Annotated in this window: 12 protein-coding genes; 6 read left to right on the top strand and 6 right to left on the bottom strand. The window is 51.2% G+C overall.

Translation table 11 applies throughout. The features are described from left to right. Window positions 1-77 precede the first annotated feature (77 nt). The gene (locus RSA72_RS01775; RefSeq protein ID WP_332632665.1) at window positions 78-2,522 is read left to right on the top strand and encodes an LPS-assembly protein LptD; all 2,445 of its coding nucleotides are present in this window, start codon (window positions 78-80) and stop codon (window positions 2,520-2,522) included. Then, complete coding sequence (locus RSA72_RS01770) at window positions 2,522-3,829, top strand: peptidylprolyl isomerase (RefSeq protein WP_332621386.1); 1,308 nt, start codon at window positions 2,522-2,524, stop codon at window positions 3,827-3,829. Before RSA72_RS01775 ends, RSA72_RS01770 begins: the two co-directional genes overlap by 1 nt. Before the next feature lie 116 nt (window positions 3,830-3,945). On the opposite strand, the gene hfq is transcribed toward RSA72_RS01770, so the two are convergent. The 4 genes from hfq to tsaE form a co-directional block, all read right to left on the bottom strand. After that, window positions 3,946-4,467 carry an RNA chaperone Hfq gene (gene hfq / locus RSA72_RS01765; RefSeq protein ID WP_332621387.1) on the bottom strand — a complete coding sequence of 174 codons (522 nt, stop codon included), beginning with the start codon at window positions 4,465-4,467 and terminating at the stop codon, window positions 3,946-3,948. 92 nt (window positions 4,468-4,559) lie between these two features. After that, window positions 4,560-5,504 (bottom strand): tRNA (adenosine(37)-N6)-dimethylallyltransferase MiaA, encoded by a 945-nt coding sequence (miaA, locus tag RSA72_RS01760; RefSeq protein ID WP_332621388.1) that lies wholly within the window; start codon window positions 5,502-5,504, stop codon window positions 4,560-4,562. 6 nt (window positions 5,505-5,510) lie between these two features. Next, window positions 5,511-7,490, bottom strand: a complete 1,980-nt coding sequence (gene mutL / locus RSA72_RS01755; protein ID WP_332621390.1) for a DNA mismatch repair endonuclease MutL — start codon at window positions 7,488-7,490, stop codon at window positions 5,511-5,513. Beyond that, window positions 7,487-7,957 (bottom strand): tRNA (adenosine(37)-N6)-threonylcarbamoyltransferase complex ATPase subunit type 1 TsaE, encoded by a 471-nt coding sequence (gene tsaE, locus RSA72_RS01750; protein WP_332621391.1) that lies wholly within the window; start codon window positions 7,955-7,957, stop codon window positions 7,487-7,489. The genes mutL and tsaE overlap by 4 nt, the downstream gene beginning before the upstream one ends. A 130-nt stretch (window positions 7,958-8,087) precedes the next feature. Here tsaE and RSA72_RS01745 point away from each other — a divergent pair, with 130 nt between their 5' ends. The 3 genes from RSA72_RS01745 to RSA72_RS01735 all read left to right on the top strand — a co-directional run bounded on the left by RSA72_RS01745 (window position 8,088) and on the right by RSA72_RS01735 (window position 9,988). Beyond that, complete coding sequence (locus RSA72_RS01745) at window positions 8,088-8,993, top strand: pseudouridine synthase (protein ID WP_332621393.1); 906 nt, start codon at window positions 8,088-8,090, stop codon at window positions 8,991-8,993. Window positions 8,994-9,104: 111 nt separating this feature from the next. Next, a complete protein-coding gene (locus RSA72_RS01740) occupies window positions 9,105-9,452 on the top strand; it encodes a type II toxin-antitoxin system RelB/DinJ family antitoxin (protein WP_332621395.1) in 348 nt (115 codons plus the stop codon). Window positions 9,453-9,544: 92 nt separating this feature from the next. Next, window positions 9,545-9,988 carry a GNAT family N-acetyltransferase gene (locus RSA72_RS01735; protein WP_332621397.1) on the top strand — a complete coding sequence of 148 codons (444 nt, stop codon included), beginning with the start codon at window positions 9,545-9,547 and terminating at the stop codon, window positions 9,986-9,988. 33 nt (window positions 9,989-10,021) lie between these two features. On the opposite strand, the gene RSA72_RS01730 is transcribed toward RSA72_RS01735, so the two are convergent. Continuing rightward, entirely contained in the window at window positions 10,022-10,744 is a 723-nt protein-coding gene (locus RSA72_RS01730; protein ID WP_332621399.1) for a pseudouridine synthase, read from the bottom strand. Between the two features lie 151 nt (window positions 10,745-10,895). Between RSA72_RS01730 and RSA72_RS01725 the strand changes: the two genes are divergently transcribed. Continuing rightward, the gene (locus RSA72_RS01725) at window positions 10,896-11,351 is read left to right on the top strand and encodes a DUF441 domain-containing protein (RefSeq protein WP_332621400.1); all 456 of its coding nucleotides are present in this window, start codon (window positions 10,896-10,898) and stop codon (window positions 11,349-11,351) included. 99 nt (window positions 11,352-11,450) lie between these two features. On the opposite strand, the gene cas3f is transcribed toward RSA72_RS01725, so the two are convergent. Continuing rightward, a complete protein-coding gene (gene cas3f / locus RSA72_RS01720; protein ID WP_332621402.1) occupies window positions 11,451-14,651 on the bottom strand; it encodes a type I-F CRISPR-associated helicase Cas3f in 3,201 nt (1,066 codons plus the stop codon). Window positions 14,652-14,693: the final 42 nt, after the last annotated feature.

Here is a 14,693-nt window from a genome sequence, read left to right as displayed (position 1 = left end):
TGTAGCTACTTATCAACTTTTTCTCTATGATGCGACAATAATTAATTGCGATAAAGCATTCTTGGTTAATGAGACAAATGAAGCATCAGTTTAAATTTAATCCTTTAGCGACTGCGATCTTCACCCTGTTATGCGGCGGCTCGGTATCCAGCTATGCAGCATCGCCGGCTTCTGCCGAAGCTGACACAGCGCAATTAAAACAAGCAATTTCTGAGGCCTATCCCGGCCAGCAGTTTTTTGAACAATACTATGTAGATAAGTCTGCACCGGAAGCGCAGCAGCGCCAGGGCAGCCGGCTGAGTTCCGCCTACTGCCAAGGCGCCTGGGTTACGCCTATTGCGCCGGATGCCAAGTCAGTTCCAGCGGATCAGGTAACTTCTACCGTTACAGCGGATTACGGCCACTTTGATCCGAATGGCGACTCTGTGCTTGAAGGCAATGTCGTGATTGACCAGCAAGGGCGTCAAATCCGCGCTGACCAGATTAAAATTGACAAAACTCAAACCTATGCCAAAGCCTCCGGCCGTGTGCAAATGGCGCAGGCTGGCTTGCTCTCTCAAAGCGACTCTATTAATTACAATTTAAAAACCCAGCAGGGCGATTTAAACAGCAGCCTGTATATTGCTGAACAAAGCCATGCGCACGGCAGCGCTGCAAAAATTGCCCGCACCTCTGAACAGACGGTTGAGCTGGAAAATGCAACCTACAGCACCTGCCCGCCCGGCGAAACGCCCACTTGGAAAATTCAAGCCAATAAGATTAAGCTGAATCAGGAAACCGGGCGCGGCGAAACTACAGGCACCAAGCTGTATGTTAAAAATGTGCCGGTCATGGCGGTGCCGTATTTCAACTTCCCGATTGATGACCGCCGCACCACAGGCATTTTGACCCCAAGCTTCGGCTTCACCAATGACGGCGGGGTTGAAATTGGCGTGCCGGTTTATTTAAACCTTGCGCCCAATTATGACGCCACATTAACGCCACGCTACATCAGTGACCGCGGTTCAATGCTGGAAGGCGAATTCCGCTATTTAACGGAAAATTTCGGCCAAGGCATGATCTGGGGCGGCTACCTGCCGTCTGACGAAAGCTACAGCGACAAGGACCGTAAAGACCTGCATGTCCTGCATCAGTGGGAGATCAGCAAGCAGTTCTCAACCAATTTAGAATACAACTATGCGTCGGATAAAGACTATTTCACCGATCTGAACAACAACCCGAACTCTAAAACAGATTTAAATCTGCGCCGCGCATGGGAACTCAACTACAAAAACGGCATTCCCGGCTTAAAAGCGCAGCTGAAAGTTGAAAATTTCCAGACACTGGACAAAACTGTCAGGGATGAAGACCGCCCTTACGCGCGCATGCCGCAATTCCTGCTGAACTATAAGCACGGCAGCCCTTTAGGCCTGCAGTACGAGTTCAATCATGATACCGCCTATTTTAAGAAAGACATTTCCGACTTCAACAGCACAAGCGCGGAGCCTAGCGGCACGCGCATCTATAATGATTTCGCAGTGCGCTACAACTACCTGACGCCGTGGTCTTTTGTCATTCCTGAAGTATCCGTCCGCAGCATCAACACCTTCTATGATCAGGACACCATTAATGCGCAGAACATCAATTCTTCAAATGAGCGCAAATCCACAGTTGTTCCGCAGTTCACTTTAGATGCCGGCCTGACATTTGAAAAAGATGGTAAATTCCTGCAGGCCTTAACCCCCCGGCTGTTCTACGCCTATGCGCCGTATAAAAATCAGGACAGCAGCCCGAACTTTGACTCAACCACAGCGTCCATCAATTATGACCAGCTGTTCAGCCCGCACCGCTTCTACGGCCATGACCGCCTGGAAGACAACAACTTTGCATCGCTGGGCCTCAGCTACAGCCTATTTGACAGTATTGGACTGGAGCGCCTGAAAGCCAGCGTGGGGCAAAGCTTCTACTTTGAAGACCGCCGCGTTACGCTCAACAGCACATCCGATGAATTTGACCGCGAGCGCCGCACAGGCCCTATCGTCAACTTATCCAGCCAGCTTTCTGAAAACTTCAGCGTCAGCGCAAATGGCGCCTGGATGTCCAACGGCGACAACGCGCAGCGCGATGTGCAGATGTACTACACCGGCAGCAAAGGCAGCCTGTACAATTTAGGCTATTTTAACCGCAAGCATATTCCGAACCGCCAGGATACTTACGACCAGGTGGTTGCATCATTCATTCAGCCTGTGGACAACAACTGGCGCATTATCGGCCACGCGCAGTATGATCTGGACAACAGCGTAGCGCGTGAATACCTGCTGGGGGTAAATTACGAATCCTGCTGCTGGGGCGTGTCGGTATACGGGCGCTCTTACTATAACGACTTAGACAACGTCAATGATAACGGCGTCAGCCCGAAACGCGCAGTCATGGCCGAATTTACGCTGAAAGGCCTAGGCGGTTTCAACAACAAATTCGCATCCTTGCTTGAGAACCGCATTTTAGGCTTTAACAATATCAATCAAACTTGGACAGAACGTTAATGAAGACATTACAGTTAAAACGCGTTTTTAAAGCGACAGCACTTGCTCTTTGCCTTTCTGCATCATTGCCTGCCTTTGCTGCTCAGCCTAAAGATGAAGTTGTAGCTGTTGTTGACAATAGCGTTATTCTGCGCAGCGACTTGGAACAAAGCATTGCGGAAATCAAGCATCAGCTGGCAGCGCAAAAGAAAACTGCGCCTCCGGAAGAGTTCCTGCAGCAGCAGGCGCTGGAGCAGCTGATTATCCGCCAGGCGCAATTAGAGCAAGTCAAGCGCTACAATATCAAGCCGGATGAAAAAGGCCTGAATGAAGCCGTGCTGAAAGTCGCCAAAGATTCCGGCGCATCAAGCCTGGAAGCCTTTCAGCAGAAATTAGACGAGATGGCGCCGAATACCTATGCGTCGCTGCGCGGCCGCATTGCAGAAGACTTGGCGCTTAACCGCCTGCGCCAGCAAATTGTGACCTCACGCATTCAAATCAGCGACGCTGATGTCAAAAACTTCTTAAACTCACCTCAGGGCCAGGCTGCGGTCGGCAGCCAAGCGCATGTGCTGCATGTGCGCATTTCAGGCGATGAAGCAGCAGCTGCGAAAACCGCGAAAGAAGTAAAAGCCGCGCTGGACAAAAGCAATGACGTCAATGCAATCAGCCAGAAGCTTTCCACAAAAACTGTGAAAGTTGAAGGCGCGGATATGGGCTACCGCAGCCTGTCTGACATCCCTGCTGAGCTGGCAGCCCGTGTAAGCACCCTGCAAGCCGGGCAGACCACAGAACTGATTGCTGTCCGTGACGGCATTCATGTGCTGAAACTGGTTGAGCGCAAAGGCGGCGACCAGAAAGCCATTGTGCCGCAATTTCAGACGCGCCATATCTTGATTCAGCCCTCTGAGGTGGTCAGCCCGGAAAATGCGAAACAGCTGATTGACAGCCTGTACAGCCGCATCCAGAAAGGCGAAGACTTTGCGGTGCTGGCAGCCACTTATTCCAATGACCCGGGTTCAGCGCGCGACGGCGGCAGCCTGGGCTGGGTGACGCCAGGCGTTATGGTTCCGGAGTTTGACAGCAGAATGAAAAGCACGCCTAAAGGCCAAGTCAGCGAGCCATTCCAGTCACAGTTCGGCTGGCATATCCTTCAGGTGACCGATACCCGCCAGCAAGACATGACCAAAGAATATCAGGAGCGCATGGCGCGCCAAATTTTAGGTGAACGCCAGTTTGATGCGGAACTGGACACCTGGCTGCGCGAAATCCGCAACAATGCTTTTGTGGACATTAAAGACCCGGCTTTGGACCGCAAGAAAAAATAAACCTTAAAAACCAGGATGAATAAAAAACCGGCGCATGCGCCGGTTTTTTTTCTGCACAGCTTTTAGCGCTGCAAAAAAAAGAGCCTCTCATGTGAGAGGCTCTTTTTTGTGCTTAATTAACGGTTGTTTTCGTCATCTTGAGCATCTTCAAATTTAGGTTCGCCGTCAAAGCCTGCAGACTGGCCGCCGAAGCCGCCCTGAGCGCCGAAGCCTTGACCCTGAGCGCCGAAGCCGCCTTGACCGCCGAAGCCTTGACCTTGACCGCCGAAGCCGCCTTGACCGCCGAAGCCTTGACCTTGGCCGCCGAAGCCGCCTTGACCGCCGAAGCCACCTTGACCGCCGAAGCCTTGACCTTGACCGCCGAAGCCGCCTTGGCCTTGAGCGCCGCCGAAGCCGCCTTGGCCTTGAGCGCCGGCAGGAGCGCCAGCAGGACGAGGATTGCGCGCAGGCACAACTGTAGAAATCGCGTGCTTATAAACCATTTGGCTTACAGTATTTTTTAATAAAACCACGTATTGGTCAAATGATTCGATATGACCTTGTAATTTAATGCCGTTTACAAGAAAAATAGAAACTGGAATACGTTCTTTACGGAGAGAATTTAAGAACGGATCTTGTAAAGTTTGACCTTTAGACATGTTATAACTCCAAAAATAATTAAAAATCAGCGCAAAAACTGCCTTTATTTTTCAATTAAAAATTATAAAAAAGGCAGTAGCTAAATTTTGCTTTATCCGTAACAGTTTCGCAAGTCTTCTTGAGCCTGCTCTGCTGTAAAATATGTAGTAAATTTATGCTGTTCTTGCAAAGATCTTAACCAGGTATATTGACGTTTAGCAAGTTGTCGTGTCGCAAATAGCGCCTTATCCTCCATTTCACGCTGTTTTTCACCACTTTGATCACTATTTTTCAAAAAATCGAGTGCTTGGCGGTAACCTACTGAGCGCATTGAGGGTAAATTTTCATCTAAATCGTATTTAATCATCAGATTTTTAACTTCATTTAAAAATCCGATATCCCACATAATTTCTAATCGTTTTTCTATGCGCTTATGCAATTCTATACGATCCGGCATCAAAGCATAGTTATGAAAATTGTATCTGTATGGTAAATTTTTAGGCTGCTCCGCCTGCAGCTTGGTAATCGGCTCACCCGTCAGCTGATAGACCTCTAAAGCGCGGATGATGCGCTGCCTGTCACTGGGCTTAAATTTCTGCCCCGCCAGCGGGTCTGCGGCGCACAGCTCGGCATATACGGCGTCCCAGCCGTCACGTTCCGCCCGGGCTTCAATTTCCGCCCGCACGGCATAGTCTGCGCTGGGCAAATTGGACGACAGGCCTTCCAGCAGCGCCTTAAAGTACAGCATGGTGCCGCCCACCAGAACCGGGATTTTACCGCGCGCATGCATAGCATCAATCAGCGCGCTGGCGTCATCGACAAACTGGGAAGCCGAGTAGACCTCCAAGGGGCTGATGATGTCGATTAAATGGTGCGGATAGCGCGCCAGTTCCTCTTTAGAGGGTTTGGCCGTGCCGATATCCATACCGCGGTAAACCAGCGCAGAATCGACTGAAATCAGCTCAAAATTGCCCTGCTCATACAGCGCGCATGCCAAAGCGGTTTTGCCGCTTGCAGTAGGCCCCATTAAATTGATGACCGGCAGTTGATTTGACATGTACAGCTACTCTCCCCGAGCAAATAATTTATCTAATTGAGCCAATGGAAATGCGCGCCATGTCGGGCGCCCATGGTTGCACTGGCTGGCAAATTCGGTCTGTTCCATCTGCCGCAGCAAAGCGTTCATTTCCGACAGGCTTAAAATCCGGTGCGCGCGCACCGCGCCGTGGCAGGCCATGCCCGCCAGAATCTGATCGCGCTTCTGCAGCAGACCCTGCGCCTGATCATTCGGATCTAAATCATTCAGCAGCTCCGGAATCAGCGCATCAAAATCCGCTTTGTGCAGAATTGCCGGCACGCCGCGCACAATCACCTGCTCATCGCCATACTGGTCGATGTCCAGCCCTAAGCGCGCCAGCTGTTCTTTTAAGTCTTCAATCCGGGCGGCCTGCATCCGGCTGATGGCGACCACTTTAGGAATCAGCAGCTGCTGCGAAGTCCAGAACTCCGGCTTGTCCCAAGCGGCTTTCATCTGCTGCAGCACAATGCGCTCATGCGCGGCGTGCATATCGACAATAATCAGGCCTTCAGTATTCTGCGCCAGAATATAAATGCCGTGCAGCTGCGCAATGGCGATGCCCAGCGGATGCTCATCCACTTTGGCTGCGATATGGCTTTCCAAGGAGGATGGATTCTGCTGCGCGTCCGCAGGCGCGTCACGCAAAGGCGCCAGATAGCTTTGCAGGGCATTGTTCAGCTTTTGCGAGCCGGCATACTGTGACGCATAGCCAGAGGCGTAGCCGCCGGAAGAGGCAGGCGCAGCATAGGAAACCGCCTGCGGCTGCGCCGCGCTGAAATCGGTTAGGCCATCGGCCTGCATGGCTGCTGCCGGCTCAGGCGCAGCATCCGCCTGCTTATGCAGCAGAAACTGCTCCTGATGGCGCGGCTGCGGCTGATGCGCTTCCTGCACCGCCGCGCCTGCATCCTGCTTCATGGCGGATGACAGGTCCGCTGAAGCCGTTTGAAACTGCGATAAAACCGCTTTGGCGTAATGGCGCACAAACTCATGCACTTCGCGCTGATTCAGAAAGCGGATTTCATGCTTGGTGGGATGCACATTGACATCAATATTTTCAGGGTCGACCTGCAGGAACAGCAGGTAGGCAGCGTGCTGATGGCCATGCAGAATGCCGTCATAAGCCATGCGCAGCGCGTGCGAAATGGTCTTATCCTTCACAATGCGGCCATTCACATACACATACTGCACGTCAGCCTGCGAGCGCGCATCGGAGGGATGGCCCAGCCAGCCGCTGAGGCGCATATTGACGCTGTCGGCATCAACCCAGTAGGCATTTTCCGTAAATGAGCGCCCAAGCAGCTGCTGCACGCGCTGGAAGCGCAGCTCGCCACTGTCTGCAGCCGGCAGATTCAGCTTGATGCTGCTGTTGTGCTCCAGCACAAAACGGATGTCAAAATGCGTCAGCGCCAAGCGGCGGACGATTTCTTCAATATGGCCGAATTCCGTGCCCGGCTTCTTTAAAAACTTGCGGCGCGCAGGCACATTGAAGAATAAATCCTGCACCCGGATCTGTGTGCCTTTTTGCGCAGCAACCGCTTGAATCTGCTGATGGTCAAAGGCCGTGCCGTTGACTTCAACCTGATAGCCCACGCCGTCATCGGCCTGGCTGCTGGTCAGGGTCAGGCGCGACACCGCAGCAATGGAGGCCAGAGCTTCGCCGCGGAAGCCCAGGCTGATGATCGCATGCAGGTCATCGGCGGTCTGGATTTTGCTAGTGGCGTGGCGCATCACCGCCAAAGCCAAGTCATCCGGATGAATGCCACGGCCATTGTCAATAATTTCGATCAGCGTGCTGCCGCCCTGCTCAACACGGATGATTAATTCCGTTGCGCCGGCATCAATGGCATTTTCCAGCAATTCCTTGACCACCGAAGCCGGACGCTCAATCACTTCGCCGGCGGCGATCTGGTTGGCCAGCGCCGGATCCAGCGTGCGGATGCGGCGCATGCTGCGCTCATCCATCATGCGAAACGGCGCTCCAAAGCCTGCTGCAAGGCCGTGGAAGAGAAGCTTAAGGCGGCGGTGCGCGCCAGTTCATCTTCCGATTTTTCAATATTGATGATGAGGTCTGCGCCCGGAATTTCATCGCCCCCTTTGGACGGCCATTCAAACAGAAACAGCGCATCCGGGGTGTCCAGATAATCGCGGATGCCCATCAGTTCTAATTCATAAGGATCATTCAGGCGGTACAGGTCGAAATGGAAAATATCCTTGCCGTGAATGCTGTACGGCTCAACCAGCGTATAGGTCGGGCTTTTCACCGCGCCCTGATGCCCCATGGACTGCAGCCAGTAGCGCGTCAGCGTGGTTTTGCCTGCGCCCAAGTCGCCAATTAAATAAATAACGCCTGCGGTAAAATGCTGCGCCAAAACTTGCGCCAAGTTTTGCGTATCTTCTTCATGGTTTAAAACCAGATTAAATGAATACTGCATAATACTCACGACATGAACTTAAAGAGCAAATATGATAGCATCGCAGGGCCTGAAAAGCCTATTGCCCCTGCCCGGATTGTGCATTTTTTCCTGCCCGGCTGCCCAACTTCAAATCAATCAAAGTGCTGACATGAACCCTGCAGAATTTACACCGCCCATGATCAACGGCGTCAGCGCCAGCAAAGTTTTCCTGCAGCCAGCGGCGGCGCCCTTTGCAACCGTTTACGCCTGCCTGTGCGCGCAATTTGCGCATATTGGAGCAGCCGAGTGGCTGCAGCGCTTTGAAGATGGGCTGGTGTATGACGCTGCCGGCGCAAAGCTGAATATTCACAGCCCCTTTCAGGCCGGCAGCTGCGTATTTTACTACCGCTTTCTGGCGCATGAAATTCATGTGCCTTTTCAGCATCAAATCCTGTTTGAAAATGAACACTTGATGGTGATTGATAAGCCGCATTTCCTGACTATGAGTCCGACCGGCCAGTATGTGCAGGAAACCTTGCTGGTTCGGCTGAAAAATCAGACCGGCTTGCAGGATCTAACCCCCATCCACCGCCTAGACCGCGAAACCGCCGGCGTGGTGCTGATTTCAAAATGCCCGCAATCACGCGGCGCATATCAGCAGATGTTCGCCGCGCGCAGCGTGCAGAAAAGCTACCATGCGATTGCGCCTTATGCGCCGGAACTCAGCTTCCCGCAGACAGCCCGCCTGAAAATGCAAAATGGCCAGCCCTTTTACACCATGCAGGTGCAGGATGGAAAGCCGAACAGCGAAACAGAAATCCAGCTGCTGCAGCACAATCAGGCGTGGGCCAAATACCTGCTCAAGCCGCATACCGGCAAAAAGCACCAGCTGCGCGTGCATTTAAGCCATTTAGGCCTGCCAATCAAAAATGATGCCTTTTATCCAGCGGTACAGCATAAGGCCGATGATGACTTCAGCGCGCCGCTGCAGCTGCTGGCCAAGCATATCGCTTTTCAAGACCCCATCACTTTGCAGGACATGCATTTCAGCTCGCAGCAGGAACTGACACTGTAATAGCCTTGTCATTACAGAATAATTGAATTTTCTGCGTTTAATTGTTGAAATCCGGCGGTTTTTGATTAAAATAAATGCGAAAAGTTAAGCAATTTAAAGCTTTGTAAAATTATGAGAAAAACTGAAGTTTATCAAATCCGCCTAGACTCCCAAGAGAAGAAACAGGCCTTTGCGGTATTCAAGCACTTGGGCATTACGCCGGCCCAGGCGGTTCGCCTTTTTTTCAAGCAGGTTGTGCTGACCAAGTCCATCCCCTTCTCTATTGAAAATCAGAGCATTAATCTGGAACAGCTGATTAAGCTGCGAAAATTAAAGCAGCAGGATGCCAAAACCCTTGCGCCGGAACTGATCGGCGCGCTGGATCAGGACGCCCTGCACAGTGAAATCCTGCTGGATGATGAGCATCTGGACCTGTTTGAAGAGCTGAATGCCATTTTGGGTGAAAGTGACAAAAAGTAACACTGTTGCATTTATAAACAATTTAAAAATCAGCCAATTGTGATTTTTCGCTATGCTTCATGCAAAGACTAAAAAAATGCATGGAGAAAGCAATGATTGTTAGACGCGCCGCCGAAGATGATTTACAGCCGCTTGCAGTGCTATTTGATGAATACCGCCAATTTTACGGCGCTTCCTCCAATCTGGAATTATCCTACAATTTTCTAAAACAGCGCTTTGACAATCAGGAAAGCGTGTTTTTCATCCATATTAAAGATGACGTATTTACCGGCTTTGTGATCCTGTATTTGGGCTTTTCATCTGTCGCCTGCTCCACCTACTATATTCTAGACGATGTGTATGTCAGGCCAGCCTGCCGCCGGCGAGGCTCGGCGAAACAGCTGATTGATACCGCCATTTTATTCGCCCGCCATGAAAATGCCCTGCGCATCACGCTGGAAACCCAGAAAAGCAACTACCAGTCGCACCAGCTGTATGAAAAAATGGGTTTTGTGAAAGATGATGAATTTCAAACCTATCACTTTTTCTTAAGATAAGGCGCGCCGCAGCGTAGCAGGCGGTTCAGCCACTCAGCTGGATTCCGCCCTGAATTTCGCCAATGCGGCCTGTTCCGCTGAAAGATAAACCCACTCGCCTTCCGCCAGATCATTCAAGCTGCTGAAATCCAGCTGTCCAATCTGGACACGGCGCAGCTGTTCAACCTTGTTGCCGACCGCCGCCAGCATGCGCTTCACCTGATGATACACCCCTTGGTGCACCGTCATCTGCAGCTGATATTCAGCCAGGCGCTGCACATCCGTCGCCGCAAAAACGCCTTTTTCATTGCGCAGCTCTACGCCCTGCTGCAGCCGGGCAATCTGCTCATCGGCCACCGGGTCTGCCGTATGCATTTGATACACCTTCGGCACATGCTTTTTAGGATGGGTCAGCGCCTGCAGAAACTGGCCGTCATCGGTCAGCAGCAGCAGGCCTGAGGTATCCTGATCCAAGCGCCCTACACACTGCAGGCCGCGGTTCAGCAGCACATCATCAAATAAATCAAATACGCTGAAATGATGCGTCGCCTGATGCGAGCATTCATAGCCTTGCGGCTTATTTAAGGCGATATAAACTTTTTCACGGTACTCAAAGCGCTCACCGTAAACCGAAAATTTCAGGCCGTTTAAATCCAGCTTATGCTTCGGCTCGGTGACGGCTTCGCCATGCACGCAGACAGCGCCATTCTTAATCAGCTGCTGGCAGTGCTTGCGCGCACCGAAACCCTGCGACTGGAGCATTTTTTCCAACAACATAAACGCGACTCAGGTCAATTTGTGAATTAAGCGCATTCTATACTGAAATGGCGCCAATGCAGCGCAAGGTCAGGCAAATTCAGCTTTACTGCCTGCGAAAATGTGAAATGGGCTACAATATGGGCATTCTCTATTCTCCCCACTGCATTTCATGTCCCAGCTCGATTTAAATTTAATTGTCCTTCTGATTTTACTGGCCTGCGGCATTTTCAGCCACAATACGGCGGTCACCATTGCGGCCGGCGTATTAATTGTTTTCCGGATTACGCCATTAAGCGAATTTTTTCCCTATCTGCAGCAGCACGGCCTAAATATCGGCATCATTATTTTAACCATTGGCGTGCTGACGCCAATCGCCAGCGGCAAAATCCCCGGCGAGGCTATTTTTAAATCTTTTTTAAGCTGGAAATCGCTGCTGGCTATTGCAATTGGGGTATTTGTCGCGTGGCTGGGCGGGCGCGGCGTGAAGCTGATGTCCAATCAGCCTGACATTGTTGCCGGCCTGCTGATTGGCACAGTCGCAGGCGTTGCCGTGCTTCGCGGCGTGCCTGTCGGACCTTTGATTGCAGCCGGCATTCTGTCGCTGCTGGTCGGCATTGGCCAATAAAGGCCTCCGCAAAAACTGCTGATGCATCTGGCACAGATGGCGGATCGGGCGCTGTAGATGCGCAGGGAATAAAAAGTTAGATTACCATTCTGCAATCTGTCATGCGCCACTGACCCCAAAGCCAAAATAATATGTCCATTGCGGCGTCTGATCGTCATACACTGCCAAAGACAGCTTGCAGCCCTCTTCCTTGCTGACCTCCATTTCAGCGCACAGCGCGGCTAGCTGCTTAGGATGCAGGCTGAGCCAAGCGTTTTCCGGCGCTGCTTCACATGCAAATCGAACCTGTTTGACCGCCTGTTCATACTTTCCGGTTTCAGGGTTAAATTCCATCGTATTTGCAGGATAGTGGTAAATCTTCAGCTCATCAGCCGCATAATCAAAGCTGTACACTTCCTGCTTCTGCATATCGCGCAGGCAGGTATCTTTATAAATCTGCTCGGTCATGAGGCAGGCATTGGCGCGCCCATCCGAAAACAGCTGCTCGCCTGAAGAGGCAAAAAAATCACTGCTGAAGCTTTGAATCTGCGCATCATCATATGCTGCAAATTGACAGCGCGCGGTATCAAACCTTAAGCGGGCGTCAATTACTAAGTCATTCTGCTCAGACCACGGCAACAGCGCAGCTAAATCCTGAGTGCTATAGCAGCTGTTTTTAGAAACATAGCCCTCATAGCCCGGCTTGGTAAATACCGCCTCTTTTTTAGGCTGCGCCCTGTCCTGATTTTGGCAATAGCGGTAATTAAACTGCGGAATCACAATATTCGCACTTTGCACCGCATTCAAGCGGTGGCGGTTGACCCGGCCGGCCGCCTGCACAATAGACTGAATGCTTGACGCATCAATCACGGCCCAGTCAAAGTCATGATCCCGCCCGACTTCTTCCACTGGAGTTGCAATCACAATAAAAGGCACATCTGCAGATTCAGACTTCCTTACAATTTCAAGAATTTCATCATCATTAAAAATATGCTCATTGCCTGTCGGGCGCTTGGTGCCGTTTTTGTGGCGGGTCAGCAGAAAATCCAGCCGTCGCTCTTTGTGGAAGCGGGAAATCAGCCAGTCATTGGCGTGATAGCAGGCGATTTGCGCATGGCGGAGCGCTGCGGATAGATGCTTGGCCAATGCAATGGCATGCTTAATATTGGCCACCCGAACCAGCCCAAAAGACACTTTTTTACCGGTCTTTTTAAATGTCCAGCTGTGCTGCTGATGCAGGCTTTCAAGCTGTTCAAGAATAGTCTGCTTCCAGCCCGCCACAGAGGGATGATTGATGGCTGCAAGTTTGGCCAGACGGTAAGGCTGCTTGGCCTTTTCCGCTAAAATCTGCTGCAAATCGCTTAAATGCTGCTGATAGCTTTCAATAAAATTGGCTGGGCTGTCTGTGCTTTGCAGTGAAATTTTCGGCTTTAATTCATTATCCGCAATCGCGAGAATGAATTTCTGCGGCGCTTTCAGCAAAGCTGCGCGCATTTCAATGCCGGATTCAAAAGCGCGGTAGACGCTGTCCGCGACCGCCACTGAAAGGGTTGCCGATGAACAAATCACATGCCGCCCGTACATGGCCGCCAGCTGCACCAGCCTCAAAACCGCCATTAATGACTTCGGCTCATAGCCGTCAATTTCATCTAAAATCAAATCGCTGCTGATGATTCTGAGCAGCGCTTTGACATGGTGCCCCTGCCGGTGCGGCTCACCCGCTGCAATCAAATAATCAATGGTTGAAACCAGCAGAGGCGAAGCCAACACCGTTTGCGCCGTTTTATCGGCGGTTTTTCTGCCTTTGACCTGCTTGGTGAATAATGGATGCAGCCATGCAGGAATCTGCAGCTCCTGCCCATAGGCATCAAACATTGGTTCAGCCAGATTTTCATCTTCATCTGCTCCTTGTTCATCTTTTTTGCGCTGATTGAACAGGTGCTGGCTGACCTGATCGCCAATAATGACGGAAATTTCATCATCCGACAGATTCATCGCGCTTTTTAATGCCTCGCCTGTCTGTAAAGTCAGGGAGCGCAAATTCAGCGCAATCGCGATTCTTGGGTCTTCAGGCCGCAGAATGCAGGCAGCGCGCAAATTCATGCGGGTTTTACCGCTGCCTGTTCCTGCAATATTCAGCATTAAGCATGGGGCATCAGGCGTTTTGCTGATCTGCTTCTGCAAAGCATTAGCTGCATGGTTTTGCCACTGAAAGCGCGGCAAGGCCGCAGGCTGGCAAATATATTCTACGGTCTGCGCACTCAGCCCCGCCAGATTCAGATCTGTGGCCATTTTCGCTGCAATATAGGCGGAACGGTCACCGACCTGCTGCAAATGCCAGTCCAGCGGCTGATCCTGCATTCTTTCCTTTTTTCCCTGCGCTGTATTTTTTATTTTAGTATTGGCGAATAAGCTGACATTTTCAGGCTTGATTTCAGAGTACTGCTCTGCTGAAACCGTATGATCGGCATGAATAAGCGCTGCCCGCGCATGCAAGGACAAGGCTTTCCAATACAGCGTATTGTCCTGTACAGATTCGGCCATTTTGCTTAAGCGCGCCATGCGGTGCTGATGGCTTTTAAAAATACTTTCCTTGATTTCTCCCGCGCAGCTCAGCTGTTCAATGCAAGGGTTATTTTCCCGCACATGCAGGGATGCATTTGGATACCAGTCCCCTTTAGCATCGCCCAATAAGCCATGATGCGTGACAACCAAATAATCCACCGCCTCCAATTCATTCAGCAAAAATTCTTTTTTAATTTTCTGGCGGTTTCCCAATGTTAGATCTTTGATATTTCTATCAAGATTTTCCCAAGCCTGCTGCCAATCCCAGCCATTCTGACGCAGCTGCTGCAGCAGCTTCATGGACAGCCACTCATGGCGTACATTGTCCCGACCCTTCTGCCCTGCCATATTGGGGCTGAGCTTGTTCTGAAAATACTGCGATGCTTTGCCAATGTCATGCACATCGCCTGCGGCGCCTGCAAGCAGGCTGGCCGCCCGCACCCATTCTTCAATCTGCAGCTGCTTTTGCTGTTTGGCGGTGGACGCGACTGGATAAGCGCCTTCTAAATTAAATTTGTGTTTTGAACCCACGACCCAAGCCAGCTTCATCCGGCGCATGCCGTAATTGACATAGGCTGCAACGGCAGTTTGCCGTGTTGCGGTCTTTTTTAATGCTGTGCAGATTTCCTTTAGCCCTTCCATGGTCATTGGGGCTTGCCAAGAACTTTGCCCTGTGCGGATAGCATAGCTGTCAAGGACTGCGCGGGTCTTTTTTAAGGCTCTTTTTTCGCAGGCGGAGATTATAATTACGTGCATAATCTATATTCTAAAATTTATCTAAGATATTATTTAACATAA

It is taken from the genome of Acinetobacter sp., assembly GCF_036659555.1.
GTDB lineage: Bacteria > Pseudomonadota > Gammaproteobacteria > Pseudomonadales > Moraxellaceae > Acinetobacter.
Note: the sequence above shows the minus strand (reverse complement) of the source record. Positions and strands in the feature narration are given on the sequence as shown.